General features: G+C 65.5%; 24 protein-coding genes. All 24 read right to left on the bottom strand.

Annotated features, from left to right (window positions below):
• Window positions 1–444 carry a 3-hydroxyacyl-ACP dehydratase FabZ family protein gene (locus tag ACX17K_RS18865; protein ID WP_493775977.1) on the bottom strand — a complete coding sequence of 148 codons (444 nt, stop codon included), beginning with the start codon at window positions 442–444 and terminating at the stop codon, window positions 1–3.
• Between the two features lie 2 nt (window positions 445–446).
• Window positions 447–785: a phosphopantetheine-binding protein gene (locus tag ACX17K_RS18860; RefSeq protein WP_021476334.1), complete on the bottom strand. Its 339-nt coding sequence runs from the start codon at window positions 783–785 to the stop codon at window positions 447–449.
• Window positions 786–806: 21 nt separating this feature from the next.
• Window positions 807–1,829, bottom strand: coding sequence for a methyltransferase domain-containing protein (locus ACX17K_RS18855; protein WP_493775976.1), 1,023 nt, complete (start codon window positions 1,827–1,829; stop codon window positions 807–809).
• A gap of 27 nt (window positions 1,830–1,856) precedes the next feature.
• The gene (locus tag ACX17K_RS18850) at window positions 1,857–3,038 is read right to left on the bottom strand and encodes an SDR family oxidoreductase (protein WP_493775975.1); all 1,182 of its coding nucleotides are present in this window, start codon (window positions 3,036–3,038) and stop codon (window positions 1,857–1,859) included.
• Window positions 3,039–3,095: 57 nt separating this feature from the next.
• Entirely contained in the window at window positions 3,096–4,211 is a 1,116-nt protein-coding gene (locus tag ACX17K_RS18845; protein ID WP_493775974.1) for a polyprenyl synthetase family protein, read from the bottom strand.
• Window positions 4,211–5,140: a hypothetical protein gene (locus ACX17K_RS18840; protein ID WP_493775973.1), complete on the bottom strand. Its 930-nt coding sequence runs from the start codon at window positions 5,138–5,140 to the stop codon at window positions 4,211–4,213. The genes ACX17K_RS18845 and ACX17K_RS18840 overlap by 1 nt, the downstream gene beginning before the upstream one ends.
• A 1-nt stretch (window position 5,141) precedes the next feature.
• Window positions 5,142–6,026: a UbiA family prenyltransferase gene (locus ACX17K_RS18835; RefSeq protein WP_493775972.1), complete on the bottom strand. Its 885-nt coding sequence runs from the start codon at window positions 6,024–6,026 to the stop codon at window positions 5,142–5,144.
• Window positions 6,027–6,030: 4 nt separating this feature from the next.
• A complete protein-coding gene (locus tag ACX17K_RS18830; protein ID WP_493775971.1) occupies window positions 6,031–6,798 on the bottom strand; it encodes an HAD-IIA family hydrolase in 768 nt (255 codons plus the stop codon).
• A gap of 11 nt (window positions 6,799–6,809) precedes the next feature.
• Window positions 6,810–7,979, bottom strand: a complete 1,170-nt coding sequence (locus ACX17K_RS18825; protein ID WP_493775970.1) for a polyprenyl synthetase family protein — start codon at window positions 7,977–7,979, stop codon at window positions 6,810–6,812.
• A gap of 14 nt (window positions 7,980–7,993) precedes the next feature.
• The gene (asnB, locus tag ACX17K_RS18820) at window positions 7,994–9,982 is read right to left on the bottom strand and encodes an asparagine synthase (glutamine-hydrolyzing) (RefSeq protein ID WP_493775969.1); all 1,989 of its coding nucleotides are present in this window, start codon (window positions 9,980–9,982) and stop codon (window positions 7,994–7,996) included.
• Between the two features lie 4 nt (window positions 9,983–9,986).
• The gene (locus tag ACX17K_RS18815; RefSeq protein WP_493775968.1) at window positions 9,987–10,802 is read right to left on the bottom strand and encodes an isopentenyl phosphate kinase family protein; all 816 of its coding nucleotides are present in this window, start codon (window positions 10,800–10,802) and stop codon (window positions 9,987–9,989) included.
• 10 nt (window positions 10,803–10,812) lie between these two features.
• Complete coding sequence (locus ACX17K_RS18810; protein WP_231154767.1) at window positions 10,813–11,538, bottom strand: (5-formylfuran-3-yl)methyl phosphate synthase; 726 nt, start codon at window positions 11,536–11,538, stop codon at window positions 10,813–10,815.
• 328 nt (window positions 11,539–11,866) lie between these two features.
• The gene (locus ACX17K_RS18805; RefSeq protein ID WP_493775967.1) at window positions 11,867–12,220 is read right to left on the bottom strand and encodes a hypothetical protein; all 354 of its coding nucleotides are present in this window, start codon (window positions 12,218–12,220) and stop codon (window positions 11,867–11,869) included.
• A gap of 10 nt (window positions 12,221–12,230) precedes the next feature.
• Entirely contained in the window at window positions 12,231–13,316 is a 1,086-nt protein-coding gene (tssA, locus tag ACX17K_RS18800) for a type VI secretion system protein TssA (protein ID WP_493775966.1), read from the bottom strand.
• Window positions 13,317–13,325: 9 nt separating this feature from the next.
• Window positions 13,326–13,589: a PAAR domain-containing protein gene (locus tag ACX17K_RS18795; protein ID WP_021477958.1), complete on the bottom strand. Its 264-nt coding sequence runs from the start codon at window positions 13,587–13,589 to the stop codon at window positions 13,326–13,328.
• Window positions 13,586–15,022, bottom strand: a complete 1,437-nt coding sequence (locus ACX17K_RS18790) for a hypothetical protein (RefSeq protein ID WP_493775965.1) — start codon at window positions 15,020–15,022, stop codon at window positions 13,586–13,588. The genes ACX17K_RS18795 and ACX17K_RS18790 overlap by 4 nt, the downstream gene beginning before the upstream one ends.
• A 12-nt stretch (window positions 15,023–15,034) precedes the next feature.
• Window positions 15,035–17,671, bottom strand: coding sequence for a type VI secretion system ATPase TssH (tssH, locus tag ACX17K_RS18785; RefSeq protein WP_493775964.1), 2,637 nt, complete (start codon window positions 17,669–17,671; stop codon window positions 15,035–15,037).
• Window positions 17,672–17,707: 36 nt separating this feature from the next.
• On the bottom strand, window positions 17,708–18,415 hold the full coding sequence (locus tag ACX17K_RS18780; protein WP_493775963.1) for a hypothetical protein: 708 nt from the start codon (window positions 18,413–18,415) through the stop codon (window positions 17,708–17,710).
• 17 nt (window positions 18,416–18,432) lie between these two features.
• The gene (tssG, locus tag ACX17K_RS18775; protein WP_493775962.1) at window positions 18,433–19,467 is read right to left on the bottom strand and encodes a type VI secretion system baseplate subunit TssG; all 1,035 of its coding nucleotides are present in this window, start codon (window positions 19,465–19,467) and stop codon (window positions 18,433–18,435) included.
• Window positions 19,454–19,753: a hypothetical protein gene (locus ACX17K_RS18770; RefSeq protein WP_493775961.1), complete on the bottom strand. Its 300-nt coding sequence runs from the start codon at window positions 19,751–19,753 to the stop codon at window positions 19,454–19,456. The genes tssG and ACX17K_RS18770 overlap by 14 nt, the downstream gene beginning before the upstream one ends.
• Window positions 19,754–19,760: 7 nt before the next feature.
• A complete protein-coding gene (gene tssF, locus ACX17K_RS18765; protein ID WP_493775960.1) occupies window positions 19,761–21,620 on the bottom strand; it encodes a type VI secretion system baseplate subunit TssF in 1,860 nt (619 codons plus the stop codon).
• Between the two features lie 144 nt (window positions 21,621–21,764).
• Window positions 21,765–22,241 carry a hypothetical protein gene (locus ACX17K_RS18760; RefSeq protein WP_463089920.1) on the bottom strand — a complete coding sequence of 159 codons (477 nt, stop codon included), beginning with the start codon at window positions 22,239–22,241 and terminating at the stop codon, window positions 21,765–21,767.
• A complete protein-coding gene (locus tag ACX17K_RS18755) occupies window positions 22,219–23,490 on the bottom strand; it encodes a hypothetical protein (RefSeq protein ID WP_493775959.1) in 1,272 nt (423 codons plus the stop codon). The genes ACX17K_RS18760 and ACX17K_RS18755 overlap by 23 nt, the downstream gene beginning before the upstream one ends.
• Before the next feature lie 42 nt (window positions 23,491–23,532).
• On the bottom strand, window positions 23,533–24,556 hold a 1,024-nt coding region (locus tag ACX17K_RS18750; protein WP_493775958.1), incomplete at its 5' end, for a DUF2345 domain-containing protein.

The raw sequence follows: 24,556 nt of genomic DNA, 5'->3' as shown, positions 1-24,556 counted from the left end.
CTAGCGCCGCACGCCGGCTATCGTCAATTCCACGGTCAGCACCTTGTCCCCGCCCACCTTGCCCAGCCCGCTGACCGCGTACATCGCGCTGCCCGGCGTCGGCCTCACCTCCAGCGCGTAATCCACCCGCTCGTCCGGCCGGACGAAGCGGTGAAAATAGGACTTGCGCACTCCGGCCAGCACGCCCAGCGTTTCCGGCGTCCAGTCTTCCGCGCCGCAGCGTATCGCCACCCCGGCCAGCTGCGCGGCCGCTTCCAGCAGGTAGATGCCGGGCACGATGGGCTCGCCCGGAAAGTGCCCGCGCAGGTGGGGATGGTCGGCGCGCCAGCTGGCGCCGCCGCTGGCCTTCCAGCCATCCACCTCGGCGTCGCTGAGGAAGAAGGCGTCGCCGGCGTGCGGCAGCAACGCCGCCAGTTCATCGCCGGAGAAGCGCCGCGCCGCCATGGCTACAGGTCTTCCTCGGCGTCGAAGGCCGTCACCGCCTCCAGGTCCAACTCGATGAAGCGGCGGGCCGCGCCATCGCCGAAGGCGTCCAGCACGTAGCGCGCCAGCGTGCGTATGCTGTTGACCACCTTGGGGTTGAAGTTCTCCGGGATCACCGCGTCCAGCAGTTCATGCAGCGTGGCGATGGCGTCGAAGGCCTCGATGGAGTCCAGGCCGATCTGGTTGATCAGGTCGGCGTCGGCCGGCAGCGGCTGGTCTTCGTCCAGCTTCAGCAGCCGGACCAGGAAGTCGCGCAGCTTGTCCTCCAGCGCGGCCTCGAGCGCGACGGTGGCGTCGTTCATTGCAGTCTCCTCCGTTGGTAATCAGGCGGCATGGCCGCGTATCGCGTGGAAAAAGCCCGGGTAGCGGTCATTGACCGCGCCGAAGCCGTGCTGGCGGTACCAGCCGCGGACCTCGGGCCTGCCGTGGCGGAACTGGTGCGGCGGCATCACATTGTCGAAGGACAGGAACACCGAGCTGCGGTACAACTCGCCCAGCGTCGGCCGGTCCGGATAGATGGGAAAGCGGTCCTTGTTCACCCGGTACTGGGCTTTCAGGAAGCGCAGCACCAGCGGGAAGAAGACGGCGATATAGGCGTGGCACAGCGCGATCGTCATCCAGTGCGGCAGCCGGTGGCCCAGCTTGAAAAAATGGTTGTCGCGCTGGCGGTACAGCCCGGCCCAGAAGCTGTCCTCCTCCGGCAGCGGATACAGCCAGGTCATGAAGTCGCCGCCCGGCGCCACCAGCGCGCCGATCGCGCGGAAGGCGCGCAGCGTGTCCGGCGTGTGGTGCAGCACGCCTATGCTCATCGCGAACTGCAGGCTGTGATTGGCGAACGGCGGGAACCAGACGTTGGCCTGGACGAAATGCAGATTGGGCAGATCGCGGTTTTCCCAGGCGGCGCGGGCGATGGCGTTGGACTGGTCTATCGCCACCACCTGGTGCTGCGGAAAACGCCGCGCCAGCTCGCGCGCCTTCTCGCCGCTGCCGCAGCCGGCGTCCAGCAGCCAGGCACCGGACGCGCGCGCGGACAGGCCGGGCGTGAACTCGCCGACGAACCAGTCCATGAACTTGCCTATCTCGTAGCCGTACACCACCGCGCGGCGCTCGGCGCGGCCGGTTTGCCGCTTGTTCCACTGGTAGGTGAAGCCGCTGCGGGTTCTGGCCACCAGGCCGTCCTGCAGCAAGAGGCGCGGCACGCCCTGCACCACCGGGTAATGACGGCGGCAGCCGGCGCAGCTGAGTTCGCCGTCCTCAAGCTCTCCCTCCTGCTCCCCGCTTCCAGCCACATGCAGTTCGCCGCGGCAATGGGGGCAGCGGAGAATGGCCAGCAATTCGCGTTTCATCGTTGTCTGCTCCAGCTAGGTTTGTGATCAGGCCGGCTGCCGCTCGAACGCGCCGCTACGCGCGCGCTGGCCGAAACGGGCGTCCAGCGCGTAGCGGGTGCTCAGCCGCAGCGCGGCCTCGACATCCGGCAACGCGATGCCGGCGGCGGCCAGCTCCGCCTGGGTGGCCGCGCAATCGAAATCGCGCTCTTCGGCCAGGTAAGCGCGGTAGGTGCGCAACAGCAGCTTCAGCGGGCTCAGGTGGAAACGGCGCAACTCTTCCGGCGACGCCATCGCCTCCAGATCCTCCGGGCGGAACATCCTCGGCCTGGCCGGCGCCTTGCCATCCGGCCGGCGCTCGGCCAGCTCCTGGTACATCAGGCTGAAGATGCGCTCGAAATCCGGACTGTTGGCCAGACCGGCGGTCAGGTGGTAGCAGCGCCCGACGGCATGGGCGGACGCGTCCAGGTGCAGCATCGCCTCGCACACGTAATCCGCCGGCACCAGATCGGGCCGGGCCCCGGCGTTCGCCGGCAGCACCGGCATGCGGCCGCGCTCCGCCAGCTTGAGGAATTCGTAGTAACCGAAGAACTTGCGTATGCGCCCGGCGCGCGACTCGCCGATGATCTGGCTGGGCCGGTAGACGGTCAGCGGCAGCCGCCCGCTCGTCTGCCAGACCAATTGCTCCGCCTCGAACTTGGACTGCTCGTAGCCATTGCAGAAGGCCTGCCCCTGATCGAGCTCCTCCTCGCCCAGCCTACCGTCGCGCCGTCCGGACACGTAGGCGGTGGACACGTAATTGAGCCGGAAATCGGCCGAGGCGCGCATCGCCTCTTCGGCGAACGCCAGCGCCGCGCGGGTACTGTCGACATTGGCCGCGCGCGACGCGTCCAGCGGCAGGTCGAAATCCACGCTGGCCGCCAGATGGAACACGCGGCGGGTCCGCGCCGCCAGCTCGCGCCAGGCCGGCTCGGCCAGGCCGAACCGAGGCTGAGAGACATCGCCGTGGCATAGCGACACCCTGGCCCGCTCCGCGGACGACAGGCCGCCGTAATCCATCGCCTCGCCCAGCCTGCCGGCCGCCTGCTGCGGCGTGCCGCCGCGCACCAGCGCCGCCACCTGGCAAGCCGGGTGGCGCCGCAACAGCCTGGGCAGCAGCTCCCCGCCCAGGCCGCCGGTGGCGCCGGTCAGCAATACCGTTCCCTGCAAACCCCGATCGACAAAATTCATTTGTCATTATCCTTGCGCAGCCAAGCCCGCCGCCAGCCATCGGCGGGCCCGCTCCGTTCAGCGATTGCGGTGGATCACGTAGTCGACGAAGGCGGAGAAGCGTTCGCGGTCGACCGGGTTGAGGAAATCCATGCCGGCGACGATGGCCTGGGTGCTGTCGATATAACCCTGGGCGATGTCGCGCGCGGCGTCAAAAGCGCCGCTGCCCGCCATCAGCGCCACCGCCTCGGCCAGCGTCTGCGGATCGGCTGTGCGGCTCTGCAGGATCTCGACCAGCCGGGCCCGCTCGGTAGAGCCCAGCCGCTCCAGCGCCAGCAGCACCTGCAGATTGATCTTGCCCTGGGTGATGTCCTCGGCCAGCGCTTTGCCCCACTTGTCGTCGCCCGGCTGCACATTGAGGATGTCGTCGATGATCTGGAAGGCGATGCCCAGCTCCTCCCCCAGCGCGGCGAACTGCGCGGTCTGCTGCGGCGACGCGCCGGCGGCGATCGCCCCCAGCTTCAACGGCAACCGGTAGGTATAGGAGGTCGAGCGGTGCACCACCGACTGCAGATACTGCGCCGGCGTGCCGTCCAGCCGCCCCATCCACGGCCAGGTGGTGTCTATCGTGGTGCCCACGCCGGTCACCCAGTGCTCCCAGGCGATCTCGTCGGCCAGCCGCTGCGCCTGCTCCGGCTCCAGGCCGGAATCGTCGGCGGCCAGCAGCTGGAAGCAGGCGTTCAGCCAGGCGGAGCCGGCGGCCCCGGCGACGCGGACGCCGACCTGGCGATGCGCGGTCGGCCCGCCGCGGCGCAGCGGCGAATCGTCGGCCACGTCGTCCAGCACCAGCGAGGCGGCGTGGATGATCTCGGCGATCGCCACCACGACCGGCGTCCGCCGCGGATCGCGCTCGAAAGCTTGCATCACGCTGCACACCAGGAAGGGGCGCAGCATCTTGCCCATCCGGTTGTGATAGGAACGGTAGGGGTCGAGCCAGGCGTCCTTCACTGCCTGCAGCATGGGTTCGGACAGCCGCGCGCCCAGCGCGGCCTCCAGATAGGTTCGGCTCGCCAGCCGGTCTATCGTCGCCAGCACCGTTTCGCGGCACCACGGATACCAGCGGCGGTACTGCTCTGCCAGCGTCGGCGCCATGTCGGCCAGGAAGTCGTCGCTGTATTGCGCGCTGTCGCTCATCACTGCCTCCCTTCCGAAACCGGCGCGTCCAGCGCCGCGAGAAAACCGGCCATCGCCGCTCCGACATCCGGCCCCAGCCGGCGCGCGCCTTCCAGCGCGGACGACTGCAGCCGGTCGGCGCTGGCCAGCAACGCCGCGCGGTCGTATTCCGCGCGCCAGCGGACTTCCGCCTCCGCCACCCGGCTGCCGTTCAACGACAACGAGCGCGGCTGGCCGTCGGCCAGGGCCCGCAGCCGCAGCGATGCGCCCAATTCGGTCCCCGCCTGGCGTAGCGCGTCGGCGTCGGCCGGCGCCAGCCGCGCCGCCGTGGCGGCGGTCGCGGCGGCCAGGCCGAAACCCGGCGCGCCGGCGTAATTGGCCAGATGGGCGATGAAATCGGTCAGCGAGCCATGCTCCAGTCTGCGCTCGGCGCCCCACAAGTCCATGGTGGTGCCCAGGCTCTGCTGGAACAGATAGCGCTGGGCCAGGCGCAGCCTCGCCTCGGGCGCGAGGTTCTCCGCGCGGCGCAGCACCAGCACCGGCGCCAGCTGGCGGGCGTTGTAGGCGATGGTGACCCAGACCGGCAGCGGCACCGCCACCTTGTCGCTGACGCTGGCGTCCAGATCGCGGCCATTGGCCAGATCATCCAGCATGAAGGACGCCAGGTGGGTGAACTCCAGCGCGGCCAGCAAGGCCGGATGCTCGCTTTTGTCGCCGCCCAGCGCGTCGATCAGCAAGCCGGCCAGCGCCGGCTTCAGCCTCGCGTCGTGCTTGTCCGCCCACTCGCGCAGCGGCTGGAAGAAACCCTGCTCCAATGCCGGCCAGTCCCAGCCGAAACGGGGACGATCGACCACTTCGGCCAGCCAGTCCATGTCCTCGCGCTCCGGCAGGTAGCGATGGAGGGCCGCCGATGCGCATTGCTGCGCCGCCTTGAATTGCGTGGTAATCACATCAACTCCCTGTAGTCAGTGAATGCGTCCACACCATGCCGGCCGCCAGCAGGCCGCCGCCGTACATGATGTACAGATGGGAAGCCCAGTCCTTTTCCGGCTGGCGCCGGTACCATTCCAGAAACAGCAAGCCCACCGGCAGATGCACGACGGCGAACAGCATGCAGCCCGGCGTCAGCACGCCGGAGGCCGCGCCGTAATACATCAACGCGCAGGTCAGCAGATGCACCAGCCGCAGCAGCCAGTAGGCGGCGCGCTCGCCAATCAGGAGCGGCACGGTGCGGAAGCCTGCCCGGGCGTCGCCGGGCATGTCGCGGACGTCCCACATCAACTCGACGAAGTAGTTGAGGGCGAAGCTGAGGATGATGGCCTGCAGCGCGGCCTCGCCGGGCCGCGCGCCGACATAGAGATGCGGCGTCAGCACCAGCGCCACCGACCAGAACAGCCCGGCGTACAGGTTCTTCACGAACGGCACTTCCTTGATCCGCAGCGGCCGGCCGCGCCAGTGGAACGGCAGCGGGCGGCTGTACAGCGAGCCCAGGAAATGCACGGCGCCGCCGTACAGCACGAAGATCCAGCCCGCATGCAGCGACAGCAGGAAGCCGCCGAAGAAGCAGGCGGCGACCACCGCCTTGGTGTGGCGGTTGCGGCCGAACAAGCGGTAGCGGCTGCTGTAATTGACGTCGTCTTCCTCGGCGTCGGTGTAGATGTTGTAGATGTAGCCGCCGGCGGTGGTCAGCACGATCATCAGGTAGTAATCGAAGCCCAGCGGCAAGCGCAGCGCCTGGTTCCAGAAATAAGTGAGGAACACCGGCATCAGCGCGATGTGGAAGCGGTTGGTGAAGAAGTAGCCGGCGGTGCCTAGGCTCAAGGCGCGGATATTCATGCTGTCACCTGCACAGTAAGGGAAGCAGTTGATCGATGGCGTCGATGCGCCAGTCCGGCTCCGGGCCGCCCGGCGCGTCGCCGCCGGACGCCACCAGCACAGCTTTCGCGCCGGCGTTGCGCGCCAGCGCGACGTCCTGAAGCGGCGAGTCGCCGATCACCACGCAGTCGGACAACGGCGCCGGCAAATCCATCACCGAAGCCAGCGCATAGGGGTTCGGCTTGCCCAACACCAGCGCCTGCGCGTCCAGCGCCTGCTCGACGCGGGCCACGGTCTGGCCTGGGCCGGGATGAATGCGGTCGCCGTCGGGAAAGCCCAGGTCGCGACAGGTGGCGATCAGCTGCGGCTGCCCCGCCCGCGCCAGACGCCGCAGCGTTTCCTCGTCCAGCTCCGGATCCCGGCTCGCCACCACGGTGTCCGCTTCCTCCGGCGCCGCCCAGCCCAGCAATCCGCCGCACATGGCGTCCAGTTCGGCGCGCAGCGCGTCGGAACCGACGACGAACAGCTTCCGCGGCCGGCCGCAGCGCCGCAGATAATGCGCGACCGTCATCGCCGCGGTGTACACCTCGCCGGCGTCCACCTCGACGCCGGCCGACGCCAGCTGCTTCGCCACCTGTTGCCGGCCGACGCTGCTGGAGTTGGTGAGGAAGCGCAGCGGATGCCCGGCCGCGCGCAGCTGGCGCAGCACCTCTCCGGCCGGCAGATGGCCGGCCGGCTCCCGCCGTCCCAGCAGCACGCCGTGCAGGTCGAAGATCAGGGGCGCGTAAGCCATCGGCGTCCTCCTCAGGCCAGCAGCGCCGCCGCCGGGCGCGAAGCCGCCAACGGACGGTGCCAGTAGGCCGGCGACACGAAGTAATCGGAAAATTGCCGCAGCAGCGGCAGCCTGTCTGCCGCCAATGCCGGCGTCGCGCCGTCCACCGCCGCGCCGGCGCGGGCGATGCAGCGCGCCACTTCGCTGCCGCAAGCGTCCAGCGCGCCGCTGCGCGCCAGGATGGCGATGATGTCGCCGCTGTCCAGGCCGGCTTGCGCGCCCGATTGCCACGCCAGCAGCGCGTCCCGGTCGCGGCCCTCGGCCATGGTCTTGGCCAGCGCGTAAAGATAAGTGGGCTTGCAGTGCAGCAGATCGGTGGCGACGCCGCGTCCCTGCCCCTTCTCGCTGGCGGCGTTCAAGTCCTCCAGGTCATCCTGCAGCTGATAGGCCAGCGCCGATTGTCCCGCCCAGCGCTCCAGAGACTCGGTCCGGCCCGCTTCCGCGCCGGCCAGCCGCGCGCCAGCGTACGCGCACAGCTCGAACAATCGGCCGGTCTTCAACCAGGCGTTGTCCAGGCAGGCCTGCGGCGAGGGCATCTCGTCGCCCTCGTGGAACACATCCTTGAGCTGGGCCGCGTTGTCGAAGAATTCGTGCCGCTCCAGCGCGCGGGCGACGTCCAGCACCGCGGCCTGATCGAATCCGCTCTCCAGCAGCAGCCTGCCAGCCAGCGCGCGGCAGATCTTGCCGTAGGCGAAGGCGGTGATCGCGCCGCGCCGCATCGCGCCGCCGGAGAACACCCGGCCGACGCCGTCCTCCGGCCCGCGCCGATCGGCGAACCAGCCGGCGAAGGCCTGGTGCACCGTCGGCCAGCCGCGCCGCGCGGCGTCTTCGTCGTAGATGTCGTCGTGCACCAAGGTGTGGTGGTGGTACAGCTGCATCGCCGCGGCCACCGGCAGGATGGCGTCCTCGTCGCCGCCGCAGGCCAGGTGGGCCAGCGCCGCCGCGATGCCGTGCATGCGTTTGCCGTCGCAATCCAGGTAATGCCGCAGCCAGCCGTACACCCGGCCGATCAGCGGATGGCCGCGCTCCGGCCCCTCCTCGCGCAGCGACTCGATCGCCGCCGCGATGCGTTCGTCTATCCTGCCCCGCAGCCGCTCCAGTTCGGCCGGCATGCGCTGCGCATCGTGTGCTGTTGCGTTCATCAACGGCTCCTTGCTCATGCTATGGTCGCCGGCGCGGATCGCCGCGCCGCCTCCCCGGACGCGGCCGACCCGTCGTCGGCCAGATGCAGGTGGTGCCAGAGCTGGGTGCTGGCCACGAAGGTAGCGCCCAAACCCAGCCCCAGCCGCTCGAGATAGCGGCGGGCCTTGCCGCCGGCGGACGGCGGCGAGGCCAGCGCCTGGAACAGCTGCCTCACCCGCTCGGGATCGAAATAACCGTACTCGGCCAGCTTGCCCGGCGACAGCAGCTCGGCGTACAGCGGCGATGCGCGCGGGCCGACGAAAGGGGTGCCGAACGGCATCACGAAACGGGTTTTCGGCCGCCAGGCCACCTCGTCCGGCAGCCAGCGCGACGCGGCGACGCGCAGAATGTGCTTCTCCCGGCCGCGGCGCAGCTTCAGCGCCGGATCCAGCGCCGCCGCGTACTCGACCAGCTCCCGGTCCAAAAAGGGATAGCGTCCCTCGACCGAATTGGCGGCGTAGATGCGGTCCCCGTGCGCGCCCAGCAGATAGTTGGGCAGCATCACCTGATAGGACACGTACAGCGAGCGGTCCAGCCAATGGCGGCCGCGCACCGCGCCGCGGTCGAATTCGAAACCGTCCCAGCAGCGGCCCGCCGCAGCCATCGCCCTCAGCTCCGGGGAGAACAGCGGCGTCAGCGCCTCGCGGTAAAACTCCCATTCATAGGCCTGCGCCGGCACGCAGCCGAAATGCTCGGCCAGCGCGCCCAGCCTGTCTTCGCCCGGCAGCAGGCACTCCGAACCGTAATGACTACGCAGCCAGGGCCGCATCAGCGCCCGCAGCGGCGCGAGGCCTCGGAGCGTCAACGCGCCGAGTTGCCGGTATTGGCGGAAGGCCAGATAGCCGGCGAAAGCCTCATCCGCGCCCTCGCCGGTCAGTACGATCTTGGAGCGCTGGCCGGCTTCGCCCGCCAGCCGCATCAAGGCCGACGCCTCGGTCGAAATCACCGGCGTCTCGCCATGCCAGATCAGCCGGGGGAAGGCGTGGGCGATGCCCGCCTCGTCGATCCGGACCCGTTTCAGATCCACGCCCAACCACTCGGCGGTGCGGCCCGCCGCCCCGCCCTCGTCCATCCGCCCGTGTTCCGATGCGGCGCAGAATGCCGCGATCGGCGCTTGCCTGCCGCGCTGCAGCAGCGCGGCGATCACCGCCGAATCGATGCCGCCGCTGAGGAAGCAGGTCGGCTCGAACTCGCCCTGGGCGTGGCTGGCCACCGCCCGCTCCAGCCGGCTTGCCAAACCATCGGCAGCCTGCGCCTCGCTCAGCCTGGCATGCTCGCCGGCCAGCGGGAAATCCAGCGACCAGTAGCGGCTAGTCTCCGCCCGGCCAGCGCGGAAGCTGAGCCTGTGGGCTGCGGGCAGCTGATGGATGCCGGCGAAGGGCGTCAGCGGCGCGCAGACCGCGCCGAAATAGCCAAGCTGCAGCATCGCCCGCGGCTCCGCCCGGCGCGGCATGCCGGCCACGGCCAGCAGACCCTTGATCTCGGAGCTGAAATACAGCGCGCCGTCCAGCCGCGCCCAATGCAAGGGGCAGATGCCCATCCGGTCGCGCGCCAGATGCAGCGAGCCGTCGCGAGAGTCGAAGATGGCGATGGCGAACTGGCCGTCCAGCCATTGGAAGCAATCCGCTCCGTACTCCTCGTACAGGTGGACGATGACTTCGCCGTCGCTGCCGCCGGGCAGGCTATGGCCGCGGCGCGACAGTTGTTCGCGCAACTCGAGATGGTTGTAGATTTCGCCGTTGAACACAGCGTGGATGGAGCGGTCCTCATTGCAGAAAGGCTGGCTGCCGTTGGCGACGTCGACGATGGCCAGCCTGGACGAGGCCAGCAGCGCCGGACCGACGCGCCGCGCCGCCAGGCTGTCCGGGCCGCGGTGGGTCTGGCGCAGTATCATCCGTCTGGCTTCGGCCACGTCGCCATCGTGCGCGTGGCGGTCCAACAGCGCTCCCGCGATTCCGCACATGCGGCTATCCTCCCGCCCGATCCGACAGCAGCCGCGTGCCCTGCAGCGGCGAGCCGTCCAGCGCGCCGTTCAGATTGCCGGCCACCCTGCCGTCCACCACATAAGTGGCGATGCCATGGCGCGCGGCGCGGAAGCCATGAGATATCTTGGCCAGCATGCCGCCGCTGACGTCCTGGCCGGCCGCGTCTATCTTGCGCAGCGCGTCGCCGTCGCTCTCGGACAGCAGCCCGTGTATCGCCTCGCCGCGGCCGTGCTCCCGGTAGACGCCGTGCGCGCGGGTGGCCAGCACCAGGCTGGCCGCGCCGAGCTCCAGCGCCAGCTCCACCGCGATGATGTCGCTGGAGCAGACCGCGAAGCCGTCGCAATCGAGCACGAAATTGCCGCCGATCACCGGCGTCACGCCGCGGGCCAGCAGCTCCCGTACCGGCCCCAGGTCGAGCGGAGAAGCGCATCCCGCGCTGGCGCGGAACAACTGGATGGCGGGCAGCCGCAAAGGCTTGAGGCCGCCCGCCTCCAGGCAATCCACCACCTCCAGCTCCAGCCGGGCCAGATCGCGCGCCACCTCAGCCACCACGCCGGCGCGGCCGCTTGGCAGCCTGCCGTCGAGATAACCATAGCGGCGCGCCGGCGGCTTGCCGTAAGCGCCGGTGCCGTGCACCAGCACCAGCGGCCAGCCGCTGGCGGCCAGTTCGCGCGCGCGCGCCGTCAGCAGCGCGCGGTTGACGTCCGGGCCGCCGGGCCCCTCGGAGGTGATCAGGCTGCCGCCCAGCTTCACCACCGCGCAGCCCGGCGCGGATGCGGAGTGTGGAATGCCGCTCACGATGGCCGCGTCACTGCGCCACGGCGATGGCGTTGGCGGCCTTGATGAACTGCTCGGCCTTCACCGGATCGATGGTGGTGCCGCGGTCGTAGCCGCTGCACACCGCGCCGCGCACGCCGACCACGTCGGCGCCGATGCGGGCCAGCAGTTCCAGGTGCTCTGCGCGCACCGAACCGGCCAGCGCCACCTTCAGGCCCTTGGCGTGAGCCTGCTGCACGAATTCGGTCAGCTGTTGCTCGTTCAGCGCGTCGAACAGCGACTTGCCGTCCTTGATGTAGGTGTCCACCATCACCATGTCCGACTTGGACTCGGCGGCGATTTCCACCAGCTGCTGCGGCGACAGGCCGCCGAAACGCTGATAGTCGGCATAGCCGGCGGTGACTACGGTCACGGACGGATCGAAGTCCTTGCAGGTGCGCACCACCGCGCTCATCAGCTCCACGCCCTCGGCCACGTCCTTGGAGCCGTGCAGGCCGGCCTTGACGTATTTGACGCCGCTGCTGACCGCGCCCAGCGCCGCCAGCGAGGCGGTGCCCGGCTTGTGCGGCAGATCGCCCAGCGTGGCGCTGAACACCACCTTGGGGTCATTGATGCGGGCGATCACCTCGCGGATGATCCAGGGAAAGCTCGCCCCCAGCGAGCCCTCATTGATGTTCTTGATATCGATGATGTTCGTGCCGCATTCCCAAGCCACAACCGCTTCCGCCGTATTGATAGGACTGATCAGAACCTTCATTCCCTGCCCCCTGACTCTCACGATTTAAGCAAAACGGCGGCCGCCGCCGGCGATCCGCCCCAATGGATTTCCATCAATAGATGGACCTGACTCCCAGCAACATCATCCACGCTTCGCCGTGACTCGCACCGGGCTGCCGCAGCCTGCGCGGCGGCGCTCGCACGAAAATGTGAATGTCATCAAATTACATCATTTGTCGATTCGCAAAAATAAAAAACATTAATATCCATCACCCTTACCTAGCCCTTGCAGCTAAAAAGACACAAGCCATTGTTTTAAATTGGAATCTAACAAAAGTTAATATTTGAAAAATATATTTCCCACTAAATTAATCAATAAGGCAAATCATAATAAATCCAATTGAAATCAACTCAGTAAAATCATTTTCGCAATAAAATGACAGTGGGGATGACTTATAAATATCAGTAAAATTGACACTTATTTTATGAAATCCATCCCAAGCAAAGAGGATGGCCGCCCATGCTGAAAATAAGGCCTGTTTATGGGATGTTCGACGATCCGCCGGCCAGTCTCGGTGAGACGCTTCGATAAATACCCCGGAACATCCGTCATCGCGGGCACCCGTCCAGCCAAGCGATGCCAAATCGGGAAGCGAATAAAAAACACGCGGCATGGCAGCCGCGTGTTTTTCTTTTTCCGGCGGTGGAAACCGCCGTCTCATCCCAGCAAGCTCAGTCGTCCTGGCGCACGTCCAGCAGCTCCTGCAACTGGCTCAGCGTGCCGCTGTCCTTCACCACGTGCTGCAGCCATTCCTCCAGGCTCATCTCGGCCCAACGCGCCGCGCGCTCGGCCAGCAGCGCCACCGGGCTGTGAGGTTCGTTGTGGCGGAAATAGCGGGCCACCTCGGTCAAGGCGGTCACCGCCTCCTGGCGGCTGCGGATCTGGCCGTTGAAGGCGCTGGCCGGAACGGCGGTATGAACCGGATTGGGCATGGCTTGGCTCACGGTTTTACTTTCCTCGACGGGCTGCCGCTGCGGCGCGGCCGCCGGCGCGTTGCCGGCGAACTGCTGGCGATAGCGCAGGACCAGGTCCTGGCAGGCGTAGATGGCGTTGCGGATATCGGCCAGACTGGGGCCGGCCTGGCCGAAGCGCTGGTCCACCTGGGCGTCCAGCTCTTCATAGGCGGTCAGCAGCGCCACCAGCTCTTCGGCCTTGGCCTGGAACCAGCCGTGGCCAGACAGGGTGGCGGCCTTCTCGAAAGCGTCGCCGCTGAGCTTGCCCTCGGCGATGGCGGCTTCCCGCGCCTCGCCATCCTTCAGGCCCAGGTTCTCCACGTCGCGCGACTGCTGCCACTGATGCCAGCTGTAGCCGCCAAACTCAGGCTTGATCAGCGGCACATTGCGCAAGGCGTTGCCCAGCTGCTGGTTCAACCACTCCAGCTTGGCCAGACGCTCGTCCAGATCGTGCGGGTCCAGCTCCGGATAGCCGTTCTCCCAGAAGTCCCGCAGCCAGCCGCTGACCAGGGACAAGCTCCGCGCCAGGCCGGCGGCGCCGTTGACCTGGGTCTGCGCCTCGGCGTACCAGGCCAGAAGCTGCAGGTCCTTGCTCTTGTTCTGCAGCGCGTCCTCGCACAGGCGTATCACCAACGGCCACTCGGCGGTTTTCAGCGACTGCTCCCAGTCGCCCTGCGCCAGCGACGGATCGTCGCTGCGGCGCGCTTCGCGGATCTGGTCGAAAACCAGCGAATAAGCCAGGTCCTCCCCGGCGGGCGCATCCGGACGCACCGGCTGCATCAGGTGTTCAATGCTTTGATCCATATTCTTTCTCTAACCCTTGCTGACCTGGGGCAGCGTGGAAATCAGCGTGGCGCCGCAGCTGACCTTGTGGCCATCCAACGCCACCGCCTTGCCGCCGACCAGCCAGCCGCCGTCGCCTTCGACGATGGTGCAGTTGACATGGCCCTGCTGCGGGCAAGTGACGGAATCGCCGACGCAAGCCACCTGCTTGCCGAACAGCGTGGTGGACGAGGCGGCGCTCACCACCTTGCCGCCGTGGTCGGTGGGGTCGCCCAAACGGATTGCAGCCTTCATGCTGTCGCCTCCTCTGCCGGCGGCCTGGCCAAGGCCAGCGACACCAGCTCGTCATGGAAATGGGTAATCACCGCGGGCGCCTGCAGCCGCGCGCAATGGCTGACCGCCGCCGCCGCCAGCAACACGGCCGTCGCCGCGCCGGCGTCGCCCCATTCGCGCACCACATTGCTCGCCTCGTCTATCGGATGCAGCTCCACCTGGTGGCGGGACAGCGCGGTGGCGATGGCCGCCAGGCGCACGCCGCCGACGTCGATCTGGCCGCTGTTGTGGCACAGCCAGGCCAGGGTCGACGCCTGGTTGTTCTCCGGCTTGGCTTCTTCCGGGCTGAACGGGTAGTCCAGCAGCGCGGCGTTGACCAACGCGTTGTCCAGCACCGGCTGCAGGCTTCGCGCCAGTTGCAGCGCCTTGTCCTGCGCCAGGCTCACCGAGCTGGACTGGGACAGGACGGCCAGCCTCGGCAGCCGGGCCAGACTGGCCTGCTGGCTGGGCGGCACCACGCCCCAGCCGGCGGCCGGGCCGGCGAAATCCTTTTCCCAGTAGGGCTGGTAGGGATCGGCGTCCTCTGCTTCCTGTTCCGGCTCCGCCGGCGCGGCCAGATCGTCGCGCAGGAACAGCATGGCCACCACCGCGATGCCCGGCTCGCCGCGCCACTGGCGCAGCTTGGCCGACTCGGGATCGGCTTCGCCCCAATCGTCATCGTCTTCCCGCTCCGCCAGCGGCGCGTCGGCCGCCAGCACCACCAGGCCCGGCGACTCCGGATCTTGCTGCAACACTTGCAGCACGCGGTCGGCAAGCTGCCCGCTGCCGGGGAGGAAGCGGCAGTCGCCGCCGACATGGACGCCGCCGCCCAGGCTGTCGGCCACCGCCTGCAGCTTCAACTCCTTGACGCGGCTCAGTTGCTCGACGCCCGGCACCTGCCGCATCGGCTCCAGATACACAGGCAGCCAGGCCGCGCCCGGGGCCTCGGCGTACAGTCCGGCCAGCATCTCGGCCAGATGCGGCGACAGCGCGTCCATCGCCTCGCCGGCCTCCACCTCGTCGCGCGCCAGCGCCTGCCAATGGGCGCCGTCGGCCATTTCCGCCAGCCAGGCCGGCTCGTCCTTCACCGGCGCGGCCGCGGTCCACAGCCAGCGGCAGCTAACCGCGCGCTGGCGCTCCCGCAGCTCGGCCACATGCTGCGCGCGCGCCGCCTCGCGCTTGTCGCTGCGCTCGGCCTCGGCCTGCTCTTCCTGCTGCTTGGCCTCCTCCGCCGCGCGCTTTTCCTTCAGATAGCTCCACAGCTTGACGCCGGCGCTCAGCAGCATCGGCGGCGCCAGATGCAGCATCAGGATGGCCGACGGGCTGATGCGCTGCCAGCTTTGCGGCATTACCAGCCACAGCAGCGCCCACCAGCCGATGGTGACGCCGCCGAACAGGCCCAACGTTCTCCACATCGCGAATGCTCCTTAGCTTACCTTCACCTTGACCTGCTCGCCCTTCAGCGCCACCGCGATCTTCTTCACTGGACGGCCGGAGGCCATCCGCGCCAACAGGTCGTTGGAGATCTGCGCCAGCAGCGTGCGGGTGAGGATGGCGTCGGCGTTACGGGCACCGCTGTCCACGTCCAGGCAGCGCGCGGCCATCTGTTCGGTCAGTTCTGCCGGGAACTCCACCTGGGCGCCGTGGTTGTCGGCGATGCGCTGGCGGATCTTGTCCAGCTTCAGGCCGACGATGGCGCGCAGCACGTCGTCGCTGATCGGGAAGTACGGCACGATGGTCAGGCGGCCCAGGAAGGCCGGCTTGAAGGTTTTCTGCAGCGTCGGACGCAGGATTTCCACCAGATCTTCCGCGGTCGGATCGCGGGTCTCGTCCTCCACCGTCACGCCGTGCTCGCAGGCGCGCATCACCAGTTCGGTGCCGGCATTGGAGGTCAACAGGATGATGGTGTTCTTGAAGTCCACCTCGCGGCCTTCGCTATCCTCCAGCACGCCCTTGTCGAACACCTGGAAGAACAGCTCCAGTACGTCCGGATGCGCCTTCTCCACCTCGTCCAGCAGCACCACCGAATACGGCTTGCGACGAACCGCCTCGGTCAGCACGCCGCCCTCGCCGTAGCCGACATAGCCCGGCGGCGAGCCCTTCAGGCCGGACACGCTGTGCGATTCCTGGTATTCGGACATATTGATGGTGATCAGATTGCGCTCGCCGCCGTACAGCGCCTCGGCCAGCGCCAGCGCGGTCTCGGTCTTGCCGACGCCGGACGGCCCCACCAGCATGAACACGCCCTTGGGCTTGCCCGGGTCTTCCAGATTGGCCTTGGCGATCTGCACCCGCTCGGCGATCTGCTCCAGCGCGTGGTCCTGGCCGATCACCCGCGCGGCCAGCAGCTTGGCCAGCTTTTGCACCTGCTCCAGCTCATTGCTGACCATGCGGCCCAGCGGGATGCCGGTCCAGCCGGAAATCACGTCGGCGATCACGCTCTCATCCACGCACTCGAAAGCCAGCGGCTGGTGCTTCTGCAGCTCGCGCAGCTCCTTGCGCTTGGCCTGCAGCGGGCTGATCTTCTTGCCCTTTGCCGGCTTGGCCTCGTTCTTGGCCGCCTTCAGCTCGTCTATCTCGGCGATCAGCTTCTGCTGCGCCTCCCAGGCCTCGTGCAGCGCGGCCAGGTCCTGCTCCAGCTCGGCGCGCTGCGCCTGCAGTTCGGCGATGCGCTCGGCGTGGCCTTCTTCGCGCTCCAGCGCCGCGGTTTCGCGGTCGATGTTGTCCATCAGCACGGTCACGTCTTCGATCGGACCCGGCTTGCCGGCGCGCGACAGCGCGACGCGGGCGCAGGCGGTGTCGAGCACGCTGATCGCCTTGTCCGGCAGTTGGCGGCCGGCGATGTAGCGGCTGGAGAGCTGCACCGCTGCGGCCACCGCCTCGTTGAGGATTTCCACCTTGTGGTGCTTGGCCATCGCGTCGGTCAGGCCGCGCACCATCTGCACGGCGATTTCCGGCGCCGGCTCTTCCACCTTCACCACCTGGAAACGGCGCGCCAGCGCGGCGTCCTTTTCGAAGTATTTCTTGTACTCAGCCCAAGTCGTCGCCGCGATGGTTCGCAGCTCGCCGCGCGCCAGCGCCGGTTTCAGCAGGTTGGCCGCGTCGTTCTGGCCGGCCGCGCCGCCGGCGCCGATCAGGGTGTGCGCCTCGTCGATAAACAGGATGATGGATACCGGGCTGGCCTTGACCTCGTCTATCACCTGGCGCAGGCGGTTCTCGAACTCGCCCTTGACGCTGGCGCCGGCCTGCAGCAGGCCCAGGTCCAGCGTGCGCAAGCAAACGCCGGCCAGCACCGGCGGCACCTCGCCCAGCACGATCTTGCGCGCCAGACCTTCCACCACCGCGGTCTTGCCCACGCCTGGCTCGCCGGTGAGGATGGGATTGTTCTGCCGGCGGCGCATCAGGATGTCTATCATCTGGCGGATCTCGACGTCGCGGCCCAGGATGGGGTCGATCTTGCCGGCCTTGGCCTGCGCGGTCAGGTCTATGGTGTACTTGTCCAGCGCCGGGCTGCCGCGCTTGCCCTGCGGCGCGGCCTGCTGGACATCGTCCTCATCCGACTCGGCCACCGGCCCGGCGCCGCCGGCCGTCTCGCCGCCATGCTGGCGCAGCGCCGCGTAGGCGCCTTGCAGCCTGCCGGCGTCCTGGCGGGCCAATGCCGGCGCGCCGGACTGCAGCGCGCCCTTGAGCGTGTCATCCTGCCACAGCGCCAGCAGCAGATCCAGCGTGGATACATTGTCCTGGCCGTGCTCGGCGCTGGCCAGCAGCCAGGCCTTCTCCAGCCACTTGGGCAACCACGACGACAGCACCGGGTTGCGAGTATTGCCGCTGCGGAAGTTGTCCAGCGCGGCGTCCAGTTCGCGCTCGACGCGGGACAGGTCCGCGCCCAGCGAGCGCAGCGCCGCCAGCGCGGCATTGTCGTCCTGATCGAACATCGCCAGCAACACATGCTCGATCTCGATCTCGAAGTGGGTGCGGGCCAGCGCGCGGCTGGCGGCCTGTTCAATGGCCTGCCGCGCAGTGGGCGTCAACCGGTCTATCAGGGATTTCAGCGATACGGACATATGCTTGCACTCGTTCTCTAAAGGTGTGGATTCAAATCATTCATCGTTGGCGGCGGCGGCCGGCATCATCTCGCCCAGCCAGCCTCTCAGCGCCGCGCAACCGTCGTCGTCCAGGTCGGCCAGCATCGCGCCGTACCATTCCCGGACTTGTTTTTCGTTCAGGCATTGCAATAGCAGCGGCCAGCTGTTCTCCAGAAAAACCGCGAAGAACGGCACGCCGCGCTGATGCAGGAACATGTCGTCGGTGATCTTCAGCTGGCGGTACAGCTCGCGCAGCCAGGTCAGGTAGGGCAGCGCCTCCCGCGCGTGGCCGGCCTGGGCCAGCGCGGAGATGAAATTGACGTAGGCCGCGGCGCAAGAGGACTCGCGGCGAACGCGGTTGATCTCGTCGAACTTCATCAGCCAGGCCTTGCCCCGCTCCACCTCGCCGGCCATCACCGACGCGCTGGCCAGCTGCAAGGCGTTGTTGGCGGACGGCTCCAGCTCGAACAGCTTCTGCCAGCAGGAGAAAGCCGTGCGCCACTGCCCCTGGCGGCTGGTGGCCAGCGCGCACAGACGGTAGGCATCGGCTCGCAGGCTGGCGGACTTCGCCTCCAGATGCGGCTGCGCCAACCGCAGCGCCCGAGGCCAATCCTCGCCCTGCAGGGCTTCAACCGCCGCGGCGAGTTCCGGCGGCGCGTCTCCACCACTCACGCTTAGCTGAGCGGTTTTCCCGCGGCCGATCAATCGCTTGAGTATGCCCATGGCTTCCGTTTCCCGTTTCAGTCCAACAGCGTGTAACGCATATCGTCCGGATGGCCGGACGGCCTGCCCATCCAACTGTCGCCGCCCAGACTCAGCGTGGCCGAGCCCAGCGCCGCCGGCTGGACATCGCGCTCGTCCAGCACCAGGCACACCTCGGCAGCCAGGCCGTGGCCCAGCGCGAACTTCATCAGCGCGCGCAGCGCCTGCGCGCCGGCGGCGTGCGGCTGCAACGCGTTGAACTGCTCGCGGCGCAGCGGCCCCAGCCGCAGCTTGAGTTTGGTCTGGCGGTCCCAGATGCGCTCGCCGGCGAAGGCCGACAGCCCCAGCTCGCAGCCATCCATGCCCAGCTGGCTCTGCTCGCCCTCCGGCACCTGCAGCCACTGGCCGGCGAACTGCTCCAGGCTGGCATCGACGCCAAAGAACCCTTCCACCAGCGTCAACAGCGACTGCGCCGACAGCGGCTTCTGGCTGAGCAGGCCGGCATAGTAGACGAACATTCGCTCGTCCAGCTCCGCGCCCGGCCCCATTTGCTGGCGCAGCTGGGACAGGCCGACGCCGCCCAGGTCCAGCAGATTGCGGGTGAAGCCATCGCGCTCGCCGGCCTCGACATTGATCCAGCTGCGGTACTTGCACCAGGCGTCGAAGAACATCGACGCGGCGCGGTGGCTGAACAGATCGAAGAAAGCGTGCATGGTGTCGTCGCGGTGGCGCAGGCGGCGCTCCAGCAGCAGCTCGGTGTAAGCGGTGGGCAGCGCGCCGCTCGGCCCGGTCAGGCCGAGAAAGCTGATCGTCATCTCGTCCGCCGCGTCGCTCTCTTCCGCCGCCGGCTTGTAGCCGGTCAGCTCGCTGGCGGGGAAGGACAAGGACGCCAGCGTACGGAAGCGCAGCCGCTCCGGCAAACGCCCGCGGCGCGCGCCCGGCCGGCGCGCGCCGGACAGGCCGAGTATGCGCGCCGCCTGGAAGAAGCCGAACTGGCTGGCATCCTCCGCGAGCTCGCGATGCAAGTCGCGCGGCCGGCGCGACGGCGTCGCCGCCACGTCAGCGCCGCTCATTCGCATCCTCCATCCCGCCCCTGATTGCCCATGAGCCAAAGAACAGCCCGGTGATCAAACCCAAAACGCCTCCTGGTACGAGACCGAGCGAAACCATGGCCGTTTCCGCCATGGTTCCACTGAAAAAATACAGAATGCCGCTCATGATAAATGCCAACGGCAAACCCGCACAAACCATCCAATTTCGCCGACTTTGCTTCTCTTTCTCCCCGCCCCCATGGAAAAAGGAGTAATAAAACAGCTGCAGCACGCTAGGCATCAGCGCGGAAATGACCATCCACACCATGGCCGCCTCAAATCACCAGCGCCTCGCCGGCCCGCGCCGGCCACACCGCCACTTCCTGATTCTGCTGTGTCGTCTCCACCCTCAGCCGTGTGAAGCTGTTGGGCGCGCAGTACAGCGCGAAGAAGCGCTCCAGTACCGAAGCGAACAGGTAAACGCTGCCGCCGACATAATAATCGGCGTCCAGTTTCAGCCTGATTTCGCTGCCGCGGACGAAACCGGCGAAATCGCGGCCTGTGACCCGAGTCACCGCCGGCTGGCTATCGATGCCCACCACGCCCTGTATCTGGCGCACATTGACCGGCGAACCGGTGAGGTTGTACAGCGCCAGCATCTCCTGCAGCGCCGCCACCCCGGAATCGACGATCGACATGTAGTTCAGCGATAGATGCGAGATCAGCCGCCACTGCACCGCGCGGCCCAGCGGGCTTCGCTGGGTGGCGGACGGCTTGCGCAGCAGCCGCACCCGCTTCACCACCGAATGGCCGGGCAGGCTGAAATCGGTGCGCTGCGCCGCCTGGCTGCCGCCAAACGGAATCTGCTCCGGCAGATCGCGATTGCTGCACAGCAGGTCGAGGCTCAGCACTTCGGCTGCCGGCCGCACCGCGTTGAACTGCAGGTCCACCAGGTGCAGCTCCAGGTCGGTGCCCTTGTCGCCGGCGCGCGGCGAGCCCTCGCGGCTGGCATGCCAGTAGAAGCGCGGCGTCTGGCGCTCGCCGCCGTGGCGCGTCGCGTAGAACGGCGGCACCTCCTCGCTGCTCTCGCCCTCGCCTGATTTTTCCACCCGCACCACGCGGCGGATCTGGATCACCTCGTAAGCCTGCTGCTTGCGACCGTCGGCCAGCACCGCGTAGCCGGCCTTCTGGTGGCTGACGCGGATAGGCTCGCCGGGCTGGTTGAACAGGTTGACGATGGGCGCGCAGCCCAGCTTCAAATGATGCGCCTGCAGCTGGGTCAACAAGCGGTGATGGCGCTCGCTATCCGGGTAGTCGCCCAGCACCAGCTGCAACACCAGCTTGCCGCCATCCAGGCGCGCAGCCACCTTGTCCAGCTCGGCGATGTCGACGAACAGGAATTTGTCCGGATAGCAGAAGTATTCGGTCAGCAGCCGGTAACCCATGAACGAGCGCTCGTCGTACTCCAGCATGCCCTCGTCGCGGCCGAAACCCACCGGACGGAGGGCCGAGGCCGGCAGCACCGCGCTGCGCGACGGGTCCTCGCTGCCGTCGCCGACGCGGATGCGCAGCACCTGGGACAGCAAGAGCTCGTACAGCAGGTGCATCAGCGCCGGCTCGCCGTCCAGGAAGAAGCGCAGCGAAGTCAGACCAATGCTGTTCAAGGCCAGGCCGCCGTGGGTCTGGAACTCCATCGTCAACAGCGCCGCCGCGTCCGGCGCCAGCTGGCGCAGATAGGGCGAGCCGCTGGTCAGCTCCAGCTTGGAGCTGCTCAGCGACAGCGGATACAGGTCCACCGGGTAGGCGCTGCGGAACTTGCACACCACGCCGTTGATCGCCGGCGCGTGCACCGGCTGGCCGCGCTCCACGCGGTAGCGCTTGGCGATCTCCGGCCGCGCCGGATCGCACTCGAACTGAACGATGGTGGCCGACGGAATCGGCTGCAGATAATGCGGATACAGCACATCCAGGAAGCTTTCCGCCACTTCCGGATAATCGTCGTCCAGCTTTTTGTGGATGCGCGACGCCAGCAGCGCGAACGCCTCGATCAGCCGCTCGGTGTGCGGATCGGCGCACTGGTCGCCTTCCATCTGCAGCCGGCCGGCGATCTTGGGATAACGGCGCGCGAACTCGCCCGACAGCTCCCGCAGGTGGCCGAGTTCGCGTTCGTAGTAAGGAAGTAGAGATTCAAGCATGCTTTACGAGGCACGTTCGCCCAAAAGCAGGCGATCTATTGTTAAGTTTCCATATTCACCAAACAATTATGACTCATTTAGTTTGGCTACCATCTTGAAAGAAGATTTATCTAAATATCAATCAGATCCACCTCCATACTACTTTTACTCCTTAATCATTTCTGCGCATTCCCGATTAAAAGTAATCCCCTCGCCACCAAATACTGTCTTGCAGCTATTGACCCTTCCGCCTCCAAGCTGACACCCCAGCGACACCCTTGTCTTTTCCAACTTCGAAATCCTAAATTGATACACATCTCCCAGTATCAATTTATAGTCAGCATCAACAGGCAAATCTTCCACGCCATAATCAGAAAATTTCACAATTAGAGTTGGCGTCTTATTCTCCTTCGGCCACCAAATATCAGCTTGATAAGCATTCCTGCTTACCTGAATAGGGTTAACAAACTTCTCATTCGATTGATATCTATATAATACTGCACTTTTCGGAACACCACCTTTCCAGTGCTGAATGGAAAACTTATTAACCAAGCTTTCACACTCAGCAGCTACTGCACAATGAGATATCAGAATGCTACCGCCCAAAATCATCGCAAATTTAGAAAGCTTCGATATAGCCATAATAATTACTCTCAAAGGCACTATTATCAATACCACTGGGGAGCCTCACCAAGGTCGTTGCCGGGTCACTTAACACCCCATCCAAATTATACTTCCTAATAGTTTTAGGATTATAACCCCAAGTGTACACTTGAAAACTTACTTGACTTTTCCCATTCAAAAGGCCTCCCTCATACACAACCCAATGAGAGTCTTGAAGATCGCCAATACTATAGCCCGACTTATTCTTAATCATTTTAGCATCTATCATTAGAAGAATCTGATGCCCTTTATTTTTAAGATCATCAATACACTTCAAGTCAGCAAGTGCTGTCGACACATCTTCCCCACTATAAGAGAAGGCTTTTTTCACAACAGTTCCAATTAAGCTAATACCAACAGCATTGGCATTGCCATAACCTGCAATTTTTTTAACAAGCCCCTCCATCATTCCAGGCCAATTAATTGCAGTAAATTGATCCCAATTTCCTGTTTCAATACCATGGTAGCCTAGATTGCTTTCCGAGCTTCTTGTTCCTGCAAGCACAATCCAGTCAGCTTCCCACATATACATGTGTTGATAATCACTATCCTTCGGCTTTATCTCATACATTGAATCAGAAGGCTCAATAGTAAAATCGTCAATCTTGCATAACCCAGTCCGATGTAGTTCATGCGCGATTTTTCTATAACGATCAGGACTCCGCTTAATCGTCACATAATACAGCGCAGCCATCCCGCACAAACTGCTATAGCCCTGGTCGATGCGCCATGGTTCCCTCATGCGTTCCTGAACCTGCGTCTGTACACGCTTCGCATCAAACCAACGGAACCGATTATGCACAAACTGAACCAGCTCACAACCCTGCTCTGGATTATCGAGATACGCTTTGATTTTTAATTCACAGCCACAAAAATCAGGATCATCAATCTTAATTTTTGCCTTACTACCTAAATTCCCAAGTTCCTTCCTCACCACCTGGGATTTAGATGTATCTGGACTATGATATTCAATAGCCCAACAATAATCATCACCACTAGCAGGAGCACAGCCATTCATAAGCACCACGGCAAACTCATACTTTTTGCCATAAATCATTGCTTTCTGAAAATTCTCTCCGGATCCATCATTCTTGGAACCATCATCCAACGGCGTTAGCAAGGTTATCTTACGCGGCACATTGATAATCGTTACGTTAGGCTTGCCAGAATTAGAAGACTTGAGAGAGTCTTCATACAAGCACTGTCCTGCGTCATTAGCGGCGCCCATTACTTCATTCCTCCCATGCTTGCTGATATCAGCATCCCGTTTTCAGTTCTTCTTTTTTGACGTAACTAAATGCAACTGTAGTTTCTCTGCTGCATCAGGATTTTTGATAACATGAGTAAAGCCTTGGCTATCAGTAATGCCCAGTTCCTTCTCTCCTGACTCTCGGATGATTTTGTACTTCTGGTTAGCCAATGGCTGGCCGGTATGCTCGTCAAGAATTTGATATTTGTTATCAAACTTGGCATCTGGCATAGAGTTAAACATTTGTCCCAAGCTCGTCCCCCCGCTCCAATCATGGCTTACCCCCTTGAAGCTGACAGTGCCCGGCGCATGTAGCTCAATCTTGCCATCCTTGATCCGCACATAGGCGCCGCCGCTGGTGAGCAGGACTTCCTGTTTGCCGTTGAGGTGGATCTTCTGCTTGGCCGAGGTGATGGTCAGATCCTTATCCGCCGTCAGCTCCATCGCGTCGCTCTGCGCCTGCACCTGCACCTTCCCCTTCGCCGCGATCAGCTTCAGCGCCACCTTGTCCTTCACTCCCGCCACGAACAGGCTGATGTGCTGGCCGACGTTGTGCAGCCAGCGCCGTCCCGTCGTGTGGTTGGCGTCGCGCTGGGCGACCAGATTCAGGTTTTGCCCGGCGCTGAGGGTTTGGCTTTGCTCGGTCAGGGAGGCGATGCCGGCCGGGCCGGACAGGATCAACAGCGGCTGTTGGCCGGCTTGGCCTTTCGCCGTTTTGCCGTCCTTGTCGGTGTTCGATCCCGCTTCCCAGGCTTTCAGCGCGTCGGCGTGGTGTTGCAGGTGGCCGTCGCTTTTCTTGCCGGCCTTGGCGTTGTCCGGGCCGATTTCGTCGGGCCCGGTTTCCATGGTGTCGGCCAGCTGGCCGGCGGCGGTTTCGGCCAGCGCCTGGGAGAGGCTGAGGGCCGAGTCGAGCTGGCTCTGAGCGTGCTCGCGCGCTAGCTGTTTACCGCCAGCGCCGTTCTGAGCCTCGGTGGACAGCAGCAGGCCGTGGGCGGCGCGGATGGCGCCGTGGTTGTCGGTGCGCAGCTCGAAGCCGTCGCCGCGC

This window comes from Chromobacterium sp. INPA-IVC, from assembly GCF_059047085.1.
This window is presented reverse-complemented; position numbering and strand designations above follow the sequence as displayed.